Source organism: Synechococcus sp. ATX 2A4 (assembly GCF_024346375.1).
GTDB lineage: Bacteria > Cyanobacteriota > Cyanobacteriia > PCC-6307 > Cyanobiaceae > MW101C3.
The window spans coordinates 16,062-36,632 of the sequence record NZ_JAGQCV010000010.1 but is presented as its reverse complement, the minus strand read 5'-3'; the positions used below and the strand labels follow the sequence as shown (position 1 = coordinate 36,632).

At 68.4% G+C, this 20,571-nt stretch carries 20 protein-coding genes; 10 read left to right on the top strand and 10 right to left on the bottom strand.

The window, feature by feature from the left end; all coding sequences use genetic code 11:
• Window positions 1–5: 5 nt before the first annotated feature.
• From KBY97_RS10550 to KBY97_RS10525, 6 genes are all read right to left on the bottom strand, one after another.
• Window positions 6–1,409 (bottom strand): nucleotide sugar dehydrogenase, encoded by a 1,404-nt coding sequence (locus tag KBY97_RS10550; protein WP_399217681.1) that lies wholly within the window; start codon window positions 1,407–1,409, stop codon window positions 6–8.
• 194 nt (window positions 1,410–1,603) lie between these two features.
• Complete coding sequence (gene hisS, locus KBY97_RS10545) at window positions 1,604–2,869, bottom strand: histidine--tRNA ligase (protein ID WP_255146992.1); 1,266 nt, start codon at window positions 2,867–2,869, stop codon at window positions 1,604–1,606.
• Between the two features lie 40 nt (window positions 2,870–2,909).
• The gene (locus KBY97_RS10540; protein ID WP_255146991.1) at window positions 2,910–3,566 is read right to left on the bottom strand and encodes a 7-carboxy-7-deazaguanine synthase QueE; all 657 of its coding nucleotides are present in this window, start codon (window positions 3,564–3,566) and stop codon (window positions 2,910–2,912) included.
• Window positions 3,567–3,608: 42 nt separating this feature from the next.
• Window positions 3,609–5,312 carry a CTP synthase gene (locus tag KBY97_RS10535; protein ID WP_255146887.1) on the bottom strand — a complete coding sequence of 568 codons (1,704 nt, stop codon included), beginning with the start codon at window positions 5,310–5,312 and terminating at the stop codon, window positions 3,609–3,611.
• A gap of 237 nt (window positions 5,313–5,549) precedes the next feature.
• Window positions 5,550–6,035, bottom strand: coding sequence for a Dps family protein (locus KBY97_RS10530; protein WP_255146886.1), 486 nt, complete (start codon window positions 6,033–6,035; stop codon window positions 5,550–5,552).
• 90 nt (window positions 6,036–6,125) lie between these two features.
• A complete protein-coding gene (locus KBY97_RS10525) occupies window positions 6,126–7,325 on the bottom strand; it encodes a nucleotidyltransferase family protein (RefSeq protein ID WP_255146885.1) in 1,200 nt (399 codons plus the stop codon).
• 52 nt (window positions 7,326–7,377) lie between these two features.
• Between KBY97_RS10525 and KBY97_RS10520 the strand changes: the two genes are divergently transcribed.
• The 7 genes from KBY97_RS10520 to KBY97_RS10490 all read left to right on the top strand — a co-directional run bounded on the left by KBY97_RS10520 (window position 7,378) and on the right by KBY97_RS10490 (window position 14,190).
• Entirely contained in the window at window positions 7,378–8,379 is a 1,002-nt protein-coding gene (locus KBY97_RS10520) for a nucleotidyltransferase family protein (protein WP_255146884.1), read from the top strand.
• 112 nt (window positions 8,380–8,491) lie between these two features.
• On the top strand, window positions 8,492–8,926 hold the full coding sequence (locus KBY97_RS10515) for a PqqD family protein (RefSeq protein ID WP_255146883.1): 435 nt from the start codon (window positions 8,492–8,494) through the stop codon (window positions 8,924–8,926).
• Window positions 8,919–9,914 carry a hypothetical protein gene (locus tag KBY97_RS10510; protein WP_255146882.1) on the top strand — a complete coding sequence of 332 codons (996 nt, stop codon included), beginning with the start codon at window positions 8,919–8,921 and terminating at the stop codon, window positions 9,912–9,914. Before KBY97_RS10515 ends, KBY97_RS10510 begins: the two co-directional genes overlap by 8 nt.
• A 31-nt stretch (window positions 9,915–9,945) precedes the next feature.
• Window positions 9,946–10,986, top strand: coding sequence for a hypothetical protein (locus KBY97_RS10505; protein ID WP_255146881.1), 1,041 nt, complete (start codon window positions 9,946–9,948; stop codon window positions 10,984–10,986).
• Window positions 10,983–12,377 (top strand): glycosyltransferase, encoded by a 1,395-nt coding sequence (locus KBY97_RS10500; protein ID WP_255146880.1) that lies wholly within the window; start codon window positions 10,983–10,985, stop codon window positions 12,375–12,377. The genes KBY97_RS10505 and KBY97_RS10500 overlap by 4 nt, the downstream gene beginning before the upstream one ends.
• On the top strand, window positions 12,374–13,477 hold the full coding sequence (locus KBY97_RS10495) for a hypothetical protein (protein ID WP_255146878.1): 1,104 nt from the start codon (window positions 12,374–12,376) through the stop codon (window positions 13,475–13,477). Before KBY97_RS10500 ends, KBY97_RS10495 begins: the two co-directional genes overlap by 4 nt.
• Before the next feature lie 44 nt (window positions 13,478–13,521).
• Window positions 13,522–14,190, top strand: a complete 669-nt coding sequence (locus KBY97_RS10490; RefSeq protein WP_255146876.1) for a glycosyltransferase family A protein — start codon at window positions 13,522–13,524, stop codon at window positions 14,188–14,190.
• Window positions 14,191–14,212: 22 nt separating this feature from the next.
• Here the strand turns inward: KBY97_RS10490 and aspS are convergent, their stop codons facing one another.
• Window positions 14,213–16,036 carry an aspartate--tRNA ligase gene (gene aspS, locus KBY97_RS10485; protein WP_255146874.1) on the bottom strand — a complete coding sequence of 608 codons (1,824 nt, stop codon included), beginning with the start codon at window positions 16,034–16,036 and terminating at the stop codon, window positions 14,213–14,215.
• Between the two features lie 39 nt (window positions 16,037–16,075).
• Window positions 16,076–17,230 (bottom strand): glycine cleavage system aminomethyltransferase GcvT, encoded by a 1,155-nt coding sequence (gene gcvT / locus KBY97_RS10480; protein WP_255146872.1) that lies wholly within the window; start codon window positions 17,228–17,230, stop codon window positions 16,076–16,078.
• A gap of 142 nt (window positions 17,231–17,372) precedes the next feature.
• Between gcvT and KBY97_RS10475 the strand changes: the two genes are divergently transcribed.
• Together KBY97_RS10475 and KBY97_RS10470 are read left to right on the top strand one after the other, a co-directional pair.
• A complete protein-coding gene (locus tag KBY97_RS10475; protein WP_255146871.1) occupies window positions 17,373–17,624 on the top strand; it encodes a hypothetical protein in 252 nt (83 codons plus the stop codon).
• A 174-nt stretch (window positions 17,625–17,798) separates the two neighbouring features.
• Window positions 17,799–18,158, top strand: coding sequence for a Crp/Fnr family transcriptional regulator (locus KBY97_RS10470; RefSeq protein ID WP_255146869.1), 360 nt, complete (start codon window positions 17,799–17,801; stop codon window positions 18,156–18,158).
• Here KBY97_RS10470 and speB read toward each other — a convergent pair.
• Together speB and speE are read right to left on the bottom strand one after the other, a co-directional pair.
• A complete protein-coding gene (speB, locus tag KBY97_RS10465; protein ID WP_255146868.1) occupies window positions 18,152–19,111 on the bottom strand; it encodes an agmatinase in 960 nt (319 codons plus the stop codon). The two genes, KBY97_RS10470 and speB, sit on opposite strands and share 7 nt — an antisense overlap.
• On the bottom strand, window positions 19,108–20,001 hold the full coding sequence (gene speE / locus KBY97_RS10460; RefSeq protein ID WP_255146867.1) for a polyamine aminopropyltransferase: 894 nt from the start codon (window positions 19,999–20,001) through the stop codon (window positions 19,108–19,110). The genes speB and speE overlap by 4 nt, the downstream gene beginning before the upstream one ends.
• A gap of 100 nt (window positions 20,002–20,101) precedes the next feature.
• Between speE and arfB the strand changes: the two genes are divergently transcribed.
• Window positions 20,102–20,539 carry an alternative ribosome rescue aminoacyl-tRNA hydrolase ArfB gene (gene arfB / locus KBY97_RS10455; RefSeq protein ID WP_255146866.1) on the top strand — a complete coding sequence of 146 codons (438 nt, stop codon included), beginning with the start codon at window positions 20,102–20,104 and terminating at the stop codon, window positions 20,537–20,539.
• Window positions 20,540–20,571: the final 32 nt, after the last annotated feature.

Sequence of the window (20,571 nt, the reverse complement as noted above, 5' to 3'; positions counted from 1 at the left end):
GTCACTCAGCCTTTCCCCACAGACCACACCTGCAGGCCAGCTTGTCGTGCTGCCGCCGTGTCAGTGATGTCACGCACGTCGAACAACCAGGCCGGCCGCCGCATCGCTGAGGCGATCGCCGACCAGTCGAGCGTGCGGTAAGCGCCCCATTCGGTGAGCACGATCACCGCATCGGCGCCCGTCACCGCCTCGAGCGGGGTGTCCACCTGCTGCCAGCTGCCGTCTTCGGCGAAGCCGCGATCGCTGCCATCGGGGGGGCGGCCCACGTCTGCAGTGATCTGCCTTGTGGCCACCTTGGGGTCGTGTATCACCAGATGGGCGCCCTCCTCGAGCAGATCACGGCAGATCGCGATCGCCGGGGACTCACGGGTGTCGTTGGTGTCGGCCTTGAAGGCGAAACCGAGCACCGCCAGGCGCTTGCCGCTCACGGTGCCGAACAACCGGCTCACCACCAAGCGGGCGATGCGCTGCTGCTGCCAGCTGTTGAAGGCCACCACCTGCTCCCAGTAGGTGGCGGCGGCGTCGAGGCCGTAATGGCGGCAGAGGTAGACGAGGTTGAGAATGTCCTTCTGGAAGCAACTGCCGCCGAAGCCGGGACCCGCCGCGAGAAACTTCGGCCCGATGCGCGAATCGGTGCCGATCGCCCGTGCCACTTCGGTGATGTCTGCGCCGGTGGCCTCGCACAAGGCACCCACGGCGTTGATCGAGGAGATGCGCTGGGCCAGAAACGCGTTGGCGGTGAGCTTGGAGAGCTCGCTGCTCCAGAGATTGGTGTGCAGGATGCGCTCCGGATCCACCCAGTGGCCGTAGATGGCGGAGAGCGCCGCGATCGCCTCGGGATCTTCGCCGCCGATCAGCACCCGATCAGGGTGCTCAAGATCGCGGATGGCGGTGCCCTCCGCCAGGAATTCAGGGTTGGAGAGCACCGAAAAGGTTTTTGCTGGCGGCGCGCCGGGCTCGCCTTCGGGGGGGCCATTGGTTTCGCCGACACCATTGGCCCCGCCGGCCAGGTTCTGGGATCCCATCAGGATCTGCTTGATCGTCTCGGCCGTGCGCACCGGCAAGGTGCTTTTCTCCACCACGATCGTGTGGCCCGTGGCCTGCGCCGCCACCTGGCGCGCCGAGGCTTCGATCCAGCGCAGGTCGGAGGCTTGGCCGGCACCCAGGCCGCGGGTCTTCGTAGGGGTGTTCACCGAGAGGAACACCATGTCGGCGCTGGCAATGGCGCCATCCACCTCGGTGGTGAAGTGCAGGTTGCGGCCGCGGCAGCGGCCCACCACCTCCGCCAGGCCCGGCTCGTAGACGGGCAGGTTGGCGAGATCCGGATCGTTCCAGGCGGCGATCCTGGCGGCGTTGAGATCCACCAGGGTCACCTGGATGTGCGGGCAGCGATCGGCGATCACCGCCATCGTCGGCCCGCCGACATAGCCGGCGCCGATGCAGCAGATCGAGCGAATCTCGGGCGGATGCACTACGGCCAACGGCTCACCCTGAATCCATTGTTCCTGACCCGGAAATTATCCACTCCCGGGCGCCCGCCCTCCACGCGCCGAGAACGTCGTGATCCGGGCCACGGACAGTTCAATCGAACCAGCCGATCGGATCAGCCTGCGGATCCGGCGAGCTGGGCGAGGGCGGCCGTTGGGCTGAGCCGTTGCTCGGCGCCACCGCCCAGCAGGTCCTTGAGCAGCACCACGCCCTGCTCCGCTTCGCTCTCGCCGATCACCACCGCCCAGGGGGCGCCGGAGCGGTCGGCGCGCTTGAGCTGGCGCGCGAAGGCGGCGCCGGAGAGATCCAGCTCCGCCGCCTGGCCCCGGCGCCGCAACTGCATGGCGAGCTCCAGCGCCATCGCTTCCGCCAGGGGCCCGCGGCTCACCACGTACACCGCCGGCACCGCCGCCGCTGCGCCGGCCGCACCGGCACGCTCCAGCAGCACGATCAGCCGCTCCATGCCGATCGCCCAGCCGATCGCCGCTGTGGGCGGCCCGCCCAGCTGCTCCACCAGCCCGTCGTAGCGGCCGCCCCCGCAGACGGTGGCCTGGGCGCCCAGCTGATCGCTGGTGATCTCGAACGCGGTGTGCGCGTAGTAGTCGAGCCCGCGCACCAGGCGGGGATTGAGCTGGTAAGGAATCGCAAGGCGATCGAGCAGCTCGCGCACCTGCTCGAAGCGCTGGCGGCTCGCCGCGCTGAGGTGGTCGATCAATAGCGGCGCCTCTGCCAGCACGGCCTGGGTGGTGGGGTTCTTGCTGTCGAGGATGCGCAGCGGGTTGGTGGCAATGCGCTCGCAGGCCTCCGGATCGAGCTGCTCGCGGCGCTGCTCCAGCCAGCCCACCAGCGCCTGCCGGTACGCCGCCCGGTCGCTGGCATCGCCCAGGGAATTGAGCTCCAGCGCCAGCCCCCTGACGCCCAGAGCGTTGAGCAGATCCCAGGCGATCGCGATCGCTTCGGCATCGCTGCGGGGATCGGCGGCGCCGAGAAACTCCAGGCCGATCTGGTGGAACTGGCGCTGCCGCCCCGCCTGGGGCCGTTCGTAGCGGAACATCGGGCCGCCGTACCAGAGCCGCTGCGGGCCCTGGCTGAGCAGGCCGTGCTCCAGCACCGCCCGCACCACCGAGGCGGTGCCTTCCGGCCGCAACGTGCAGCGGCGCTGGCCCCGGTCTTCGAAGCTGTACATCTCCTTGCCGACCACATCGGTGGCCTCGCCGATGCCCCGGGCGAACAGCTCAGTGACCTCCAGCAGCGGCGTGCGGATCTCGCTCAGCCCAGCGCGGCCGAAGTGATCGCGGGACACAGCTTCCACGTGCTGCCAGACCGGCAGCTGCGCCGGCAGCAGATCCACCATGCCGCGCAGGCTCTGCAGTTTCTCCACGCCCATGTCCAGGTCTGGGGACAGTTTGCGGGATCGCCGCTCAGCGCACCCCCAGCCACTTGTGGCTCTGCAGGCTGAGCCGCCAGTCGGGGCGGGCGCGCACGAACTCCACGGCCAACTGCCGCCCCTCGCTGCTCTGCCAACCCGGTTGAAGCAGCAGCTGGGGAGGGGCCGTAGGGCGCTCCTGCCGCGCCGCCGCAGCCATGGCGGTGGCGAAGGCGAGATCGGCGGGCTCGTGCACCACCACCTTGAGCTCATCGCAGCAGCTGAGCAGCTCCTGCCGCGGCGGCCGGTGGCGTTTGGGCGAGAGGGTGATCCAGTCGAAGCGGCCGCTGAGGCGATCGACGCCGCTGGTTTCCAGGTGCAGGGGCAGGGGCGGATCCAGGGCGCCACGCAGCTGGGCGCACAGGGTGGTGAGGTTGTGGTGCAGCGGTTCTCCGCCTGTGATCACCACGAAGGCCGCCCCGGCTGCCGCCGCCGCCACCAGGTCCGCCGCCAGTGCCTCCAGGGGGCGCAGCGGATGGGCCTGCTGGGGCCAGGAGCCCTTGGTGTCGCACCAGGGACAGCCCACCGTGCAGCCCGCCAGCCGCAGAAAGAAGGCGCTGCGGCCGGCGTGGCTTCCTTCCCCCTGAATCGAGTGGAAGGTTTCCACCACCGGCAGGGCAGCAGCCCCCGCCCCCAGCGGGGCAGCGGCCATGGGCACGGCAACGTTCAAGGGAACAGGCTCAAGGGGACGCGCTCAAGAGGAAACGGGCAGGCCGGCGACTGGGCCTGGCTGGGGCTGCTCCAGGCCGGCAAGGGCCGCCTTGCTCACCGCCGCCTCGCTCTCGCTGGCGCTGCCGGCGGCATGGCGCAGCTGGGCCGCCTCGACCAGGCCGCGGAAGAGCGGGTGGGGGCGGCCGGGCCGGGAGAGGAACTCAGGGTGGAACTGGCAGGCGGTGAAGAACGGGTGGCCCTCCAGCTCGATCAGCTCCACCAGGCGGCCATCGGGCGAGGTGCCGCTGATGCGGAAACCGGATTCCAGGAACTGGTTGCGGTAGGCGTTGTTGAACTCGTAGCGGTGGCGGTGCCGCTCGTACACCACCGCTTCGCCGTAGAGCTGATCGGCCATGGTGCCGGGCTGCAGGCGGCAGGGGTAAACCCCGAGGCGCATGGTGCCGCCCAGGTCAACCACGTCCTGCTGTTCGGGCAGCAGGTGGATGACGAGATGGGCGGCATCGGCATCGATCTCGGCGCTGGTGGCCCCTTCCAGGCCCGCCAGGTGCCGCGCCCACTCGATCACGGCGCACTGCATGCCCAGGCAAAGCCCCAGGAACGGCACCCGCTGCTCCCGCGCCCAGCGGATCGCCGCCACCTTGCCGTCGACGCCGCGATTGCCGAAGCCACCCGGCACCACCACCGCATCCATGCCCAGCAGCAAGGCATCGGCCCCTTCGGTTTCGATCTGCTCGGCGCTCACCCAATGCAGATCGAGCGAGGCGTCCTGCTCCAGGCAGGCGTGGCGCAACGCCTCCACCACCGAGAGGTAGGCATCGTTGAGCTGCACATACTTGCCCACCAGAGCCACCTTCACCGGCGGGCCGGGGTTGCGCAGCTTGCGCACCAGCTCCTCCCAGCGGGTCATGTCGCTGCTGTGGTCGTCGAGGCCGAGCACATGGAGCACTTCACGGCAGAGCCCTTCACGCTCCATCGCCAGCGGCACCGCGTAGATGCTGTCGGCATCGAGGGCTTCGATCACCGCGTGGGTGGACACACCGCAGAAGCCGCCGATCTTGGCCTTGAGCTCCTCGGTGATCGGCCGGTCGCTGCGGCACACCAGCAGATCGGGCTGGATGCCGATCGAACGCAGCTCTTTCACCGAGTGCTGGGTGGGCTTGGTCTTGATCTCGCCGGAGGTGCCGATGTACGGCAACAGGGTGACGTGCACATAGGCCAGATCGTGGCGGCCAACGTCGCCGCGGAATTCACGGATGGCCTCCAGGAACGGCAGCGATTCGATGTCGCCCACCGTGCCGCCGATCTCGGTGATCACCACATCCACGCCGCTGTCGGCGGCCAAGCGGTGGATGCGTTCGCGGATCTCCCGGGTGATGTGGGGAATCACCTGGACAGTGCCGCCTTGGTAGTCGCCACGGCGCTCCTTGTTGATCACCGCCTGGTAGATGGAGCCGGTGGTCACGCTGTTGAGGCGCGACATGGCGGTGTCGGTGAAGCGCTCGTAGTGGCCCAGGTCGAGGTCGGTCTCAGCGCCGTCCTGGGTGACGAACACTTCGCCGTGCTGGTACGGGCTCATCGTGCCCGGGTCCACGTTCAGGTAGGGGTCGAGCTTGAGGATCGAAACGCTGTAGCCGCGGGATTTGAGCAGCCGCCCGAGGCTGGCCGCCACGATTCCCTTGCCGATGCTCGACACCACCCCGCCGGTCACGAACACGAACTTCGCCATGGGGGTGGAGCAGGCACTGGCGGACACATCAATCTATCGAGCGCCCACCGCCCGCACTGAAGCCCCTGCCACCAGGTCCGCTGAGCCACCGGCGCCGTCAACGGCGCCACCAGAGCCTCGCCCTTCTACGGGGGCCCTACGGGGGAGTTTGCCCCCACACGCCTGAATGTCGCGGTGATGACGCAGGCCGTGTTGCCCGCACAGCGGGCGCAACGGCCGAAGTCACCACCACGACACTCAGGCCTCCAACAGACTGCGCAGCATCCAGGCGGTTTTTTCGTGGATCTGCAGACGCTGGGTGAGCAGATCGGCGGTGGGTTGGTCGTTGGCCTCATCGGCCAGGGTGAACACCGTGCGAATTGTGCGGGCCACCGCTTCGTGGCCTTCCACCAGCTCGCGGACCATGGCGAGGGCGGCGGGCACGCCTTCGGTTTCGGGGATCGAGGAGAGGCCCGCGTAGGTGGCGCCGCCATAGGGGGCGGGGAACCCGAGGGCGCGGATCCGCTCGGCGATCAGGTCAAGGGCCGTCCACAGCTCGGTGTACTGGTCCATGAACATCAGATGGAGCGTGTTGAACATCGGCCCGGTGACGTTCCAGTGGAAGCCGTGGGTCTTGGCATACAGCACGTAGGAATCGGCCAGCACACTGCCGAGCCCGGCGGCGATCTGCTGCCGCTGGCTTTCGGGAATGCCGATGTCGATCGGGGGAGCGGTGACGGCCATGGCGTGTCCGTTCTGACTTCAGGCTGACTCTTTATGTCTAGTTCACATCCAAGCGCTGTGGATCGGCGCCAGGTCCGCTTTCATCCCGCTTCACGTCGATCGGCGGCGGCGCCACAGCTCCCTGCCCAGATGAGCCGCCAGCGCGCGTTGGCTCGGCGCCCCAAGCACATGGCAGAGAAACGCCGAGTAGGAGGCAGGAGCCTCACAGGCTGGGTTCTCTCGCTTCAAGGCCCGCCGGCATCCCCCGATGTAAAGCAACTCCGAGAAGCCCGATCGCCAGCCGGGCGGTTCCGTCTCGATTGCATACAGCAGCCGTTCACGCCAGGCGATGGGTTGGGCTTCAAGCTTGGCCAGCACCTGCGCGGGCAGCTCCAACAACTGGCTGGCTTGCAGCCAAGCCAGCAGCCGCGCTGCCACCAGGGAAAGCTCCCTGGAACAGGCCACTGCAAAGAATCGGTCCCAATCCACAGCAGGCTCCCCACGGATCAGATTCACCGCATCCGCCACCCAACGGATCGGAGCCGGCCCCTGCCAGCGGGCTCCGTGCGCGAGCACCAACAGAAGGTGATCCGCTGGATCAAGAACCCGTAGACCCGACGGGAGCTGGAGCATGGAGCGGTGGGAAGCCTGCGGCAGAGGGCGTGATCGTTGCCAAAGCGCATCGTCCCGCCCCGGCTCGCAATGCCCCTGAAAAACCGCCCAATGCAGATCGAGGGACAACCCATGGCGTGGATGCCGAAAGCCATGGGAGTGGCGCACCCGCCGGTAGGCCGCGTCTAACGAACTTCTCGGTTGGCGCTGCCACGCCGGAGCCGAATCGCCGCTGTCTCCCTTCAAGGGTGTCGGCAGCGGCTCCCAGCCATGGCGCCTGAGGTGTGAAACTGCTTCGTCACTCCTGCTCCATGGCACGACGAAATCGATGTCTGCCAAAGGCCGCTGGGCTGGCTCGGGGTAAACCGTGTGGGCCAGGGGAAAACCTTTGATGACGAGCAACGGCACCGCGGCCTGGCTCAGGCTGGCGAAGAGGTCGTAGCTACAGGCCTGCAACAGCTTGTGATGCGCCCAACTTCTGCGGTGCGCACCAGCGCCTTCCTGGCCCCAGCGCCCGTACAGCAGGGGCAGCAACCGCTGCGAAGCGCCATCCGCCCGGAGAGCCGGATCGAGCGTCCTCCAACGGGCGAGCGCTGCTGCTGCCAGGGGCTCAGGCGACAGGCAGGCCTGCAGGAGCAAGGTCTGAGCAGTGCTGGGTTGCCACGAAGTCAGTCGGGCCAAGGCATCAACAGCAGACACTGGATGCTTTACTAGCGCTCCTTTGCGCCAGCAACACCTGGAGTGGCTCACGATGGAGCGCGAGAGAGCCGCTCAGCAGGCGGCGTTGCTGGAGGTGATCTTTCCACCAACGACGAAAGCTTCGAGCAAGGCCTGCGTGGAGCTGGCAGCCCTGGGTGCAGCCGATCCTGATGCCCTACCGGCCGACGCCGTGGCATTGCTGCCTATCATCGCTGCCGGGTTGAGCGGCTGCACCACCACGCTGACGCCTCATCTCAAGGGCATGGTGCGCCACCAGCGCACTCGCCGCCTGCTGCAGAAGACCAGCCTGATCGAACTTCAAGAGACCCTGCGGGGTGCCGGCGTCGATTGCGTTGTGCTGGGGGGCCTCGCGGAATGGCTGTTGCAGCCGCAACGCCCCCATCGGGCCGCCAGCCAGCTGGAGCTGCTGGTGGCTCCCTCCCGGTTCCGCCAGGCCGTTGAACTGTTGGTGGCGGAAGGCGCTGGACCCCTGATCCCCCTCCAGTCCGACACCATCGATCCCCATGACCCGGGGTTGGGCTGGATCCCCTTCCGACTTCCCCGCGCGGCAGGGGTGCGGCTTCATCTGCACCGACGCCCCGCCCCTCTTCTCCCCTCCCACCCCGACCGGGTTGAACGGTTGCTGGCAGAAGCCATCCCGGTTCCACAGACCCCCGCTCTCAAGGTGCCCCGGGTGGAAGACCGGATCTCTCTGGCCTGCGCCTGCTGCCTTGACCCCCCCGGTGCCGGCACCGGTCTGTTCCCCTATCTGGCCGATCTGGTTGCTGCTCTGGCTGATCCGGCCGTTGTCAACTTTGATCCCCCGCGCCTGGAATGGGCCATCGACAACGACACAGACCCGGTCGCGGCCCGAGCACTGCTCCACTGGTGCCGCCACCCCTGGGCAGGGGACGCGCCAAGGCTGACAAGATCCCCAGAGACGTGGCGGCGTCTGTCCCGCCTCGCCATCAACCTCAAGCGCCTGATCACCCGCTCCAAGTGGCCGTCGATGGGACGCTTCCTCTCCGCCAGAGTTTCCATGTTGCAGGGATGACCTGGCGAGATGGCCTGGGAGTCTGGTTTGCTGTGATTGCTATGCCTTCAGTTTTTACCAAGACCCAACCGTCTGCTCCAGGCCCAACTGCATTCCCTCGTACGTTCTACGCATGACTGCCTCTCCCACAAACAATCCACTCCGCTTTGCCGATGCTGTGCGCTTCGCTCACGAGACCGTGGAAGGCGAAACCGTTGTGGTCGACGCCCGCGATGGGGTTCTGTATCTGTTGAGTGGCCTGGGCGGCGTGTTTTGGGAACACCTGCTGAATGGCGCCGTGCCGACAGATCTGGCAACGGAGGCCGGCAAGCGCTACGGGCCGGAGGCGGCTGCATCAACCCTCCGCTTCCTGGAGCTGCTGGATCAGCGCGGGATGCTGAAAGATGACCCAACCGGCGATGGAGAGCAGGCCACGGCACCGATCCCCTGGCCTGAGACCTTTGCAGCGCCTGTCCTAGACATCTACGACGACATCGCCAACATCATCGCCATGGATCCAATCCATGATGTGAAGCCCTCAGCCGGCTGGCCCATGGCCCTTGGCTGATCCCCTCAGCAACCATCAGGGGCAGGGCGTTGCCGTCACGATTGGACACCACCCGCTGATCATCCATGGCGACAACAGGGCCTTGGCAGCCGTCACGCCGGCCTTCGCCCGTCTGCCGCGGTTGGAGCGGGCAGCCGGTTCGATGCCCTTGCATGGACACCTGCAGGTGGCGCTGCGCCCGGAGGGGGACGAGCGTTGGCGGAACTGGCCCAGGGGCTCCCACCGCTGTGGCCAGGGCTTCCTGGCGGTGGTGCACCACGATCCCTTTGCCGTGGAGCTGCACCAGCCTGCGGCCGATGCAGCCATGGAATTCCAGCTCAGCGAAGCGGCACTGAACAGTGGCGAACACCGGGCACAACCCGCCCACCACGCCCTGGCGGCCTGGTTGGCGCAACGCGGGGCGCTCATGGTGCATGCAGGCGCCGTGGAGGTGGATGGGCGCGCCCTGCTGCTGGTAGGCAGGGGTGGATCGGGGAAAAGCACCACCGCGCTGGCCTGCGCCCAGGCTGGTTTTGGCTTTCTCGGCGACGATCTCTGCGTCGTCGAACCAGCCGACCCAGCCATGGGTGAACCTGCCCGGGTGCATGCGATCTATGGCACGGCCAAGCTCTGCGCCGACAGCCAGGAGCGCCTTTCAGCGGAGAACTGGCCACGGCTCGGCGTCACCCCTCGCGGCAAGTGGGCTGTGACCCTGCCGGACCACCTCAGCGTTGCGCCTTCCGCGGCACTGGCCGCCATCGTGCTGGTGAGGCCCGGTGCCCCCAGCGGGCGCGCTCAGCAGGCCCCAGTCCTGCCGCTGTCAGCGATGGAAGCCCTGTCCGGACTGGCCTCCACCGCCCTGCCCGTGGCCAATGGGTCGGTCACGCCCAGCCAATGGTTACGAACGATGGCCGCTCTGCTGAGGGAGGTGCCGGTGTTTTCCCTGGAGTTGAGCTGGGATCTGCCTGCTGTGGCCGATCGCCTGCGGTCGATTCTTGATGGGCGCTGAAGGGCTGAAGCAGAACCACTGCCGGACACCCGTGGCGGTGTTCGCCTTCGATCGGCCGGACCACCTCAAACGGCTGTTGAGCGTCTTGAAGCTCGTGCGCCCGCCCCTGCTGCTGGCGGTCCGCGATGCTCCGGCCCCTCAGGCGTCAGCCCAGCAGCGACACCGCTGCGAACAGGTGCACCGACTGCTGGCGGCGCCCGGTTGGTCCTGCGAGGTGGTGCATCACTGCGCAGACATCCATCGAGGCTCGGCACGTCTGGACGAAGCGATCGACTGGGTCTTTGAGCAGGTGAGCGAAGCCATCATGCTGGAGGACGATCTGGTGCCTGATCCCTCCTTCTTCCGTTGGTGCGAGGCGATGCTGCAGCGGTACCGGGGTGACGGACAGGTGCTGCAGATCAGTGGCCGCAACCCATTGGGGAGCTGGCCCTGCGAGGGCGATGACCACCACCTGGTGCTGCTGGGCAGCCACCTGGGAGCCGCCACCTGGCGGGACGCCTGGCAGCGCGCCCGGTCCGCCGTTCCGCCCGCATCCTTCCCCGCCGCTGCCGATTGGGGCCCGGCGGATCCCCTGGTGGTCCGGCATCTCACGTTGCTCCACCACCACCTCGGCGGAGGGAGCATCGGCTGGGACACGCTCTGGCAACTGCAGCGCACTTACCTCAGAGGGCTGGTGGCTATTCCACCGAGAAACCTGATTCAGGACAGGGGGTTTGATGCCCTAGCCACCCACAACCGCAATCCAATGGATCTCCGGGCGACAGTGTCCACAGGCCAGGCTCCGCCACTCCAGGCCTCCCGGCACCCTCCGCTCAATGCACGGCTGGATCGCTGGTCACTGTTGCTGGATCTGCTCAGCACCCACCTGGACCCCGCCATGGCCAGACGCCTGGCCCTGCGCCCAGCGCTGCTGCGCGATCCGCTGCTCTGCCACCATCTGCTCCCCTTCCAGCTTCACAGCGAAACCATGGCCGCCCTGGAGGTTCTGAGACCCTGGGCGGATTTCAGCGAACCGATCGCTCACCTCCGCCTGGAGCTGAGCGCCTTTGCTGCCGCATCCAACATCCCGTGAGAATTCTCCATCTCATTCCTCGCTTCCTCGGCGGTGGACCGGAACGGGCCCTGCTGGCCATGACCGAGAGCTGGAGCCGGCTTGCGCTGAAGGCCGAGCAGGAGGTGGCCGTGCTCGATGGCCCTCTCTCTCTCCCCCTGCTGCTGCGCGCCCGGCGCCTCGGCTTGAAGATGACGGCCAAACCCACCAGGGATGTTCTCGACGCGGCGATCGCGCAGGCGGATCTGGTGGTGGTGCATTTCTGGAATCATCCCCTGTTGCTGGAGTGCCTGCAGCGCCCTCTGCCTGCCTGCCGGCTGCTGATCTGGGCGAAGGTCGCAGGATTCAAGGCCCCGCAGGTTTTGTTCGCTGAACTGGGAGAACTGGCCGACGCGCTGCTGCTCACCTTGCCCAGCAGCACCCGGACCCCGGCGGCGCGCCGGCTGGCGACCCTGGGCAAACCCCTGCACTGCCTTCCGTCCCTGGCGGACATGACCCGGCTTGAAGGATTTCAACCCCGCCCCCACACCGGGACCCGGGTGGGATATCTCGGGATGGTGAGCCCTGTGAAGCTGCACCCGCGTTTTGCGGAGCATTGCTGCGCCGCCCAGGGGGATTCCCTCCATTTCGAGATTTATGGCGATGGGGACGGCGGCAGTTGGTTGAGCCAACGCTTTGAGGCCCTGGGCGGCAGTGGGCGGTTCAGCCTCCACGGCCATGTTGAGGATCTACGCGCAGCCTTCGCCGAGATCGACATTTTCGGCTACCCCCTGGCACCAAATGCCTATGCCACCAGTGAAAAACCCTTGCAGGAGGCGATGTGGGCAGGCCTGCCGCCGGTGGTGCTGGCAGGAACCGCAGCAGCGGAATGGGTGCAGGACGGGCACACCGGCGTGGTCTGCGCCGAGGAACACGACTACGCCGCCGCGATCACTGCCCTGGCAGCGGATCCGGCGCTGCGTCTGCGGCTTGGCCGGGCCGCCGCCACAGAAGCCCGCCACCGCTTCGATCCCGACCGCAATGGGGCGCGCCATCACGCCCTGTTTCAGGCGGTGGCGGCGCTGCCTCGACGCCAGCACATCCCGTTGCCGGGGCTTGAAGACCCCGCCGCGCAGCGCTTCATCCGCAGCCTCGGGGATCAGGCGACGGAGTTTCGCATCTGCCTGGAGGGGGCAGCGAGACACGGTCCCCACCGGCTGTCTGAAGCCAGGGCCTTCATCACCACCGCCACGGCGGTGCTGGCCCATGGAGAGGGGGGCCTCCACCACTACGCCAAGACCTATCCACGGGACGGCCAGCTTCAGCGCTGGGCCCAATGGTGCTCCTTCACCCCACAGGACGAGGACGATGCTGAGCATGGGCCCACCTCCCCGGCAGGCGGTGGAACACGGCCAGCCCCCAGCCACCGATGACGACCCCGTTGATTCTTTGCCTGTTCAACCGGCCGCAACAAGCGGCGGGATTGATCGAAGGCCTGCGGGTTCATCGTCCACCGCGGATTCTGGTGATTGCCGATGGACCAAGGCAGGATCATCCCGAGGATTGTGCCCGTTGCCAGTTGAGCCTTGACAGCCTGTTGCGCATCGACTGGCCCTGCGCGATCACGGAAAACGTGTCTGCCCGCAACCTCGGCTGTGACCTGCGCCTGACCAGCGGCCTGGACTGGGCGTTTGGGCTGGTGGAAGAAGCGATCGTCCTGGAGGACGACACCCACCCCGATCCTTCCCTGTTCCCCTGGGCCGAAGCCATGCTTCGTCGCTGGGGTAACGATCCCGGCGTTGGCATGATCTGCGGGCGCAATGCACTGGTGCGCTGGGGAAGGCCGGGCGCCAGCCACCTGCGCTGCCGACGCGGCAATCTCTGGGGGTGGGCGGCGCGGTCATCCGCCTGGCACGCCACCAGGAAGGTGGACCTGGCTGGCGACCCCGACGCCGCGCCAGCCGACCTTGCGGCGGCCGTTCCCGACCCCCTGCTGGTGAGCTTCTACGCCCCGGTGCTTGCCGCCATCCGCGCCGGCACGCCATGCGCCTGGGACGTCACCCACATCCTTCGCCACTTGCTCAGTGGCCGGCACGCCCTTGTTGCCCCCACCAACCTCGTGCGAAACACAGGTATCGGCGCGGAGGCCAGCCGCATGACCCACACCGCGGATTTCAATGCCGCTCTTCCCGTGGGAGCCGCCCCACCCCAGTTCGCCACTGAGGACAGCGCGGCGGACGGGCCTGAAGAACTGGATGCCCAGTTCGATCACCTGGCCCTGCTGGCCCAGTTGCTCTCCCGCTGTGTGGATCCGCAGGCAGCACTGAAGCTGGCCCGGTTCACGCTGCCAGGTGTCGGCAACGCACCGGCATCAAGGTTTCAGCAGCATCTGGAGCCGTTCCGGCGGCCTGCTCAATCACTGGCCCTGCTGGAGCATCTGCGTGCCTGCGGGGTGGTCTCCCCCCACCTGGAGGCGCTGCTGGAGGCACTGACGCCGGTGGCCACCATCCGCTCAGGGCCCGCGCCGGCATGACAACTTCCGGAGCCACCACTTCTTGCGCGCCGGTGTCCGTGGTGATGCCCGTGAGGAATGGCTTGACGCATCTGCACCGCGCCCTCTCCAGTGTGCTGGAGCAACAGCCGCGCCCCCCAGCGCAGGTGCTGGTGATCGATGGGAACTCCACCGATGGCAGTGATGCCCTGGTAGAGGCCTGGGCACTGCGCTGGCCTCAGCTGAGCATTCTGCGCCAGAGAGGTGTGGGGCTAGCTGGGGCACGGAACGAAGGGATGGCAATGGCCAGCCAGCCCTGGCTTGCCTTCTGTGACGCTGACGACGCCTGGAGCCCCGGAGCCCTGAAGCTGCGCCTGGATGCGCTCGGCAGTCCTCCGCTGCCGAGCGCTGTGGTGGGGCAGGTCGTGCTGGAGGCCTTACCAGGCGTGGAGCCCACCAGGCTGCAGGAGGAGCGGCTCGGCCAGGCGAGGCCTGGATTCACCCCCGGTGCCCTGCTCGTGCACACCGATCTGGTGGAACGGCTCGGCAGCTTCGACGAGGGACTGAGCATCGGCTCGGACAGCGACTGGCTGGCCCGGCTGCACGATCTCGCCGGACCGATCCTCTGCCTGGAAGCCATCACCTTGATCAAGGGAGCACGGACCGGCAGTCTCTCCACTCAGGTGGACACGTATCGGCGTGACCTGCTCCAGGTGGCTCGGCGCCACATCCAAAGACGCCGCAACGCTGGCTGAACGGCATCCAGGCACAGCGCGCTCAGCCTTCCTCGGCCACCCAGGTGCTGGCCACATGCAGCTCGTCCAGCTGCCGGGGCGACACATCGGCCGGTGCCTGGGTCAGCAGGCAGCGGGCCTGCTGCGTCTTGGGAAAGGCGATCGTGTCACGGATCGACTCCTCGCCCGCCAGCAGCATCACCATTCGATCGAGGCCGAAGGCGATGCCGCCGTGGGGCGGGGCGCCCATGTCGAGCGCTTCGATCAGGAAGCCGAACTGCCGCTCCGCTTCTTCCAGCGGTAGGCCGATCGTCTGCAGCACCTGCTTCTGCAGGGCGGCATCGTGGATGCGCAGCGAACCACCCCCCAGTTCCAGGCCGTTGAGCACCAGGTCATAGGCCTGGGCGCGGGCGGTGGGCAGGGCCGTGGGCCAGCCGGCCGAATCGGCGCCGAGATCGGCGGCGTTCGGCGCACAGAACGGATGGTGCAAGGCCTCCAGGCGGTTCTCCTCGGCGTTGAACTCGAACATCGGGAAATCCACCACCCAGAGGAAGTTCCAGGCGCCGCCGGCACCGGCAGAGGGCACCAGACCCAGCTCGCGGGCCAGGAACTGGCGCACCCGGTCGAGCGCCTTGTTCACCGTGGCGGTGTCGCCGGCGCCGAACAGCAGGAGGGTGCCGGGCTCCGCGCCGGTGCGGCGCAGCAACTCGGCCTTGCCCTCGACGCTGAGGTTGTCCTTGATGGCGCCGATGCTGTCGATCTCGCCACCCTCCCGCACGCGGATGAAGGCCAGGCCCCCGGCGCCGGCGGTGGTGGCTTCGCCGAACACATCGCCGCCGGGCTTGATGCGCACGTTGCTGATCGCCTCGTTGCCGCCGGGGATCGCGATGCACTTCACCGCGCCGCCGGCGGCCACGGCGCCGGAGAACACCTTGAAGCCGCTGGTGGCCACGATGTCGCTCACGTCGGTGAGCTCCAGGCCGTAGCGGGTGTCGGGCCGGTCGGTGCCGTAGCGGTCCATCGCCTCCTGCCAGGTGAGGCGCGGGAAGGGGCTGGGCAGCTCGATGCCCTTCACAGCGCGCCAGATCGTGGTGATCAACCGTTCGTTGAGCTGCAGGATCTGCTCCTGCTCCATGAAGCTCATCTCCAGATCGAGCTGGGTGAACTCCGGCTGGCGGTCGGCGCGCAGGTCTTCGTCGCGGAAGCAGCGGGCCACCTGGTAGTAGCGCTCGATGCCACCCACCATCAGCAGCTGCTTGAACAGCTGGGGCGACTGGGGCAGGGCGAACCACTCCCCACCGCACACCCGGCTCGGCACCAGGTAGTCGCGGGCGCCTTCGGGGGTGGAGCGGGTCAGCACGGGGGTTTCCACCTCGATGAAGCCCTCGGCCTCGAGGAAGCGGCGGGCCGCCTGGATGGTCTGGGCGCGCAGGCGCAGGTTGCCGTTCATGCGCTCGCGGCGCAGATCCAGATAGCGGTGGCGCAGGCGCAGTTCCTCCCGCACGGGCGTGTCGTCGTGCACCGACACCGGGAAGGGCAGATTGCCCCGCACCTCATTGAGCACCTCGATCGCGGCGGCCAGCACCTCGACGGCGCCGGTGGCGAGCCGCTCGTTGCGGGATTCGGCGGGGCGATCACGCACCGCACCCGACACCTTCAGCACGGTTTCATTGCGCAGCCGCTCGGCCACGGCGAAGGCGTCGGGGGACAGATCGGGGTCGACCGTGATCTGCACGGTGCCGCTGCGGTCACGCAGGTCGATGAAGATCACACCGCCGTGATCGCGCCGCCGGTCCACCCAGCCGCACAGCGACACGGCCTGGCCCGTGGCATCGCTGCGCAGGTCGCCGCATCCGTGGCTGCGCATGGGGGAAATCGAGGGGAAGGGCGAGTTTCCCACAGGGCCTCAGGGGCGCCGGTAGAACGGGCGCCGCACCACCACCGCCGGCTCCTGGCGGCCGCGGATCTCCACAGCCAGCTCGGTGCCGGGCTTCGCCGCATCAGCGGGCACGTAGGCCAGGGCGATCGCCTCGGCGAGCGTGGGCGACCAGGTGCCGCTGGTGACCTCGCCTACCACCTGGCCGTCGCGCAGCACCGGGTAGCCATGGCGGGCGATCGCCCGCCCCTGCAGCTTCAGGCCCACCAGGCGGCGGCTCACCCCTTCAGCCGTCTGGCGTTCGAGCACATCACGGCCGATGAACGCCGCCGGCATCTCCAGGTGCACCAGCCAGCCCAGTGAAGCCTCCAGGGGGGAAGTGGTGGCGTCCATGTCGTTGCCGTAGAGGTGCATGGCCGCCTCCAGGCGCAGGGTGTCGCGGGCACCGAGCCCGCAGGGGGTCACCCCTTCGGCCACCAGCTGCTGCCACAGGGCCTGGCCGGGGCCGGCCGCCAGCAGCAGCTCGAAACCGTCTTCGCCGGTGTAGCCGGTGCGGCCCACGAACGCCATGGCGCCGCGTGCTTCCCCTGCCGCGCTGCCCGCCAGTGGCAATGAGCGGTGGCCGAAGCGGGGCAGGCCGGCGAGATCGGCGCCGCAGAGGGCAGCCAACCGGGCTTCGGCTTCCGGGCCCTGCAGGGCCAGCAGCACCCCATCCCCCTTGCGGTCGGCCACGACGATCCCGTGCGGTTCCAGCTGGGCACGCAGCCAGGCGGTGTCGGCTTCGGCGCAGGCGGCGTTGATCACCAGCACCAGCGCGTAAGCGTCGCCCTCCGGCCCGGTCTGGCGCCCACAGTCGTAGACGATCAGGTCGTCGCGGATGCCGCCCGCCGCGTTGAGCAGCACCGTGTAGCAGGCCTCGCCGGGGCCGGTGCGGTGCAGATCGCTGGGCACCAGGGCCTGCAACGCGTCCTTCACCCCATCGCCCCGCAGGGTGAGCACCCCCATGTGGGAGATGTCGAACACACCGCAGCGCTGGCGCACGGCCTGGTGTTCCGCCACCAGCCCGCTGAACTGCACCGCCATCTCCCAGCCGGCGAATGGCACCATGCGCCCACCGGCTCCGCGGCACGCGGCGGCCAGGGGCGTGTGCCTGAGGGGAACGGCAGGCGCGGAGGGATCGGCCATGGGCTGTCGCCTCGCCAGGGGAAGAAGTGGCGCGATCCTATGGAGACGCGTCTGCAAATCCGAAGACTTCCCGCTGGTTCGGTTCTTTCTCTGCTAAGGGCTGCCTCGGTCATTACGTTGAGGAACCAAAAATCGGCCAGCGATGGGCCAGCGTTCCTCCTGCCGCAGTTGCCGGCACTGCAGCCCCCCCAGCGGTGAGTCCATGGGCTGGTGCCATCTGCGCCGCCTGGACATTCATCAGGAGCTGGCCTCCGATCTCTGGTGCCACCACTGGACGGCCCGCAGTCCGAGGTTGCCGGCATCCGAAATTCTTTCCTACAGCCACCCCCACATGGGGGGTGCACCGGTGATCCGCCAACTGGCCCTCACCGACCTACTACCGACAACGGTGTAACTGAGCACATTCCTACAGTTTCACCCTTGATTGGGCCTGAGTTGGCGTTACGCTCTTGGGCTGCCACCACTGCCATCAACGGCCTACACCGCTGCTGAGGCAGGTGGCCCAATTCCCTTGATTTCAGGAGGTAGATGATTGCTCACTCTTGCCAGCACGACCCCGGTTGACCTGATGGCCCGACAGGTGGACGGAGACATTCTCACGCTCCCCACCGGATCTTCGATTTTCAAGCGCGGTGAAACCGCCAATGCCATTTATGCCGTCCGCAAAGGGATCGTTGAGTTGATCGATCCCAGCGGTGAACGGCTCTGCTACCGCCCCGGCGAACTGTTCAGTTACCAGGACATCGTCTGGCGGGGTGGCTGCTTCCGCAACGAGGCCCTGGCCCGCACCCCGGTGGAACTGGTGCGGTTGGGTCGCCTGCACTTCCTGAACCTGCTGCACAACCACCCCACGCTGGCGGTGGTGCTGATCGGGCAGCAGCACGAGCGATTACGCGAGCAACGCACCAGCGGCTCCTACTGCTACTGACGCCCACAGGGGCCTTCGCGCCCCAGCAGCAGCAGCAGGCTGCGGGTCACCTTGGCGGCCAGCACGGAACTGCAGCCGCTGGGGTCGAGCATGGGCGCCAGTTCCACCACATCGGCGGCCACCAGATTGTGGTGGCGCAGCTCTTCCACCAGGGCGGCGAAGTGGCCCCAGAGAAAACCGCCCGGCTCGGGCGTGCCGGTGCCGGCCATCACCGCCGGATCGAACCAATCGAGATCGACGGTGAGATAGAGCGGCAGGCCGAGCAGCGGTTGCAGCGCCGCGGCCAGATCAGCTTGCAGCAGCTCCGGCGTCAGGCCGCCACCACCACCGGCGTGGCCCACCAGGCGGCCAGTGCGGCGCAGCTCGCTGAACTCCTCGCGTGTGCCGCTGCGGATGGCGATCTGGCGCAGCACACCGCTGGGGAGCACCTCCAGGCAACGGCGCATGGCGCAGGCATGGCTGTGGCGCGTGCCCAGCCAGCTGTCGCGCAGATCGGCGTGGGCATCGAGCTGCACCATCACCAACTCCGGATGGCGGCTGGCCACCGCCGCCACCGCACCGCTGCTGATCGAATGCTCACCGCCCAGCATCAGGGGCCGCAACCCGCTCGCCAGCACCGCCTCAGTGGCCTGCCGCACGGCCGCCACCACCGGCTCGGGCGCCCCGAAAGGAATGTCCACGGCGCCGAGATCGGCGAAGGCCAGATCCTCCAGATCCAGATCCAGCTGCGGGTCGTAGGTTTCCAGCCCGCTGCTCACCTCCCGGATCGCCGCCGGCCCGAAGCGGGTGCCGGGGCGGAAGGAGGTGGTGCCGTCGTAGGGCACACCGAACAGCCCAACGCCGCAGCCGGCCGGATCCCGCCGGGCCGCCATGAAGATCGCCCCCTCGGTGACGAAGAGCTCGGTGGGGGAAGGATCGGCGCCGGACAGCTCGGTGGGGGAAGCGTTGCTCATGCCTGCAGCTCCCGTTCGATCGCGGCCGGCACCGCCTCGAAGGCACCGGCCTGCCAGCGGGGGCTCCAGATCGCGCAGCCGTCGGCCACGGCCGCGGCGCGCTCCGGCAGGGCCCGGCGGTAGCGGGGCCCATCGGTGGCAGCGAAGGTCCAGCTCCACCAGCCGCTGGGGTACATGGGCACCCAGCCATAGAGGGGATCGGCATAGCCGAACACCTCCCGCAACAGCCGCACCGTGGCCACGTGCACGGCGCGGAAGGCCTCGGGGGATTCGCTCTGGGTGGCGAACACACCACCGGGCCGCAGCAGGCGGCGGCAGTGCTCGAAGAAGGCGCGGTTGAACAGGCCTTCGGCGGGGCCGGCCGGGTCGGAACCATCCACGATCACCACGTCGTAGCTGGCAGCGGCGGCGGCGGCCACCCAGGCGATGCCGTCGCCGATGGTGAGCCGGAAGCGGGGGTCGCTCCAGGCGGCGCCCCCCAGCGAGGGCAGATGCTGCCGGCAAAGCTCCACCACCTCCCCGTCGATCTCGACCATGTCGAGCTGCACCACGCCCGGATGGCGCAGGCATTCGCGGGCCGTGCCGCCATCACCGCCACCGATCACCAGCACCCGCTCGATCCGCTCGGCGGCGCAGAGCGCAGGGTGGACAAGCGGCTCGTGGTAGTGCCGTTCCTGCCGCTCAGCCGTCATCCAGCAGCCGTCGAGCAGCAGGGCCTTGCCGTAGGTGCGGCTGTCGATCACGGTGATGCGCTGCAAGGCGCTGGTGCGCTCCACCAGCACCTCGGCCTCCAGGCCGTAGCGAACGCCTTGGTGGATCTCATCCACCCAGCCGGCGCCGGCGGCCGCGGCGGAGCCGGGCGCGGGATCGAAGACGACGGGATCGGGCATCGCACTGCGGAGCATTGCTTCCCAGCTAAGCGTTCCGTGGCGGTGTCGCGGCGCACCTGCCCGCCAGGCGCCCCCCGCCGGGGTCTGGCAGCCTGGGGCCATGGCTTCTGATCTGACCGTGACGCCCTCGGTGCGGATTCCGGCCGCCGAACTGAGCTGGCGCTTCTCGCGCTCGGGCGGCCCGGGGGGGCAGAGCGTCAACACCACCGATTCCCGCGTGGAGCTGGTGTTCGCCCTGGCCGCGTCGAGCGCGCTGACGCCCGTGCTGCGCCAGCGGGCCCTGCGCCGGCTGGAGGGTCGCCTGGTGGATGGGGTGCTGGTGATCGCCGCCTCCGAACACCGATCGCAGTGGCTGAATCGCCAGGCCGCAGAACGCCGGCTCGTGAAGCTGCTGGCGGAGGCGATCGCCCCACCACCACCGCCCCGTCGCCCCACCCGGCCGGGCCGCGGGGCCGTGGAGCGGCGGCTCACGGCCAAGCGGCTGCGCAGCGCCATCAAAGGCCAGCGCCGATCCCGCCAGGGGCTCAGCGACGACTGAGACAACAGCGGCGGCTTGGGACCGCAGGCGGC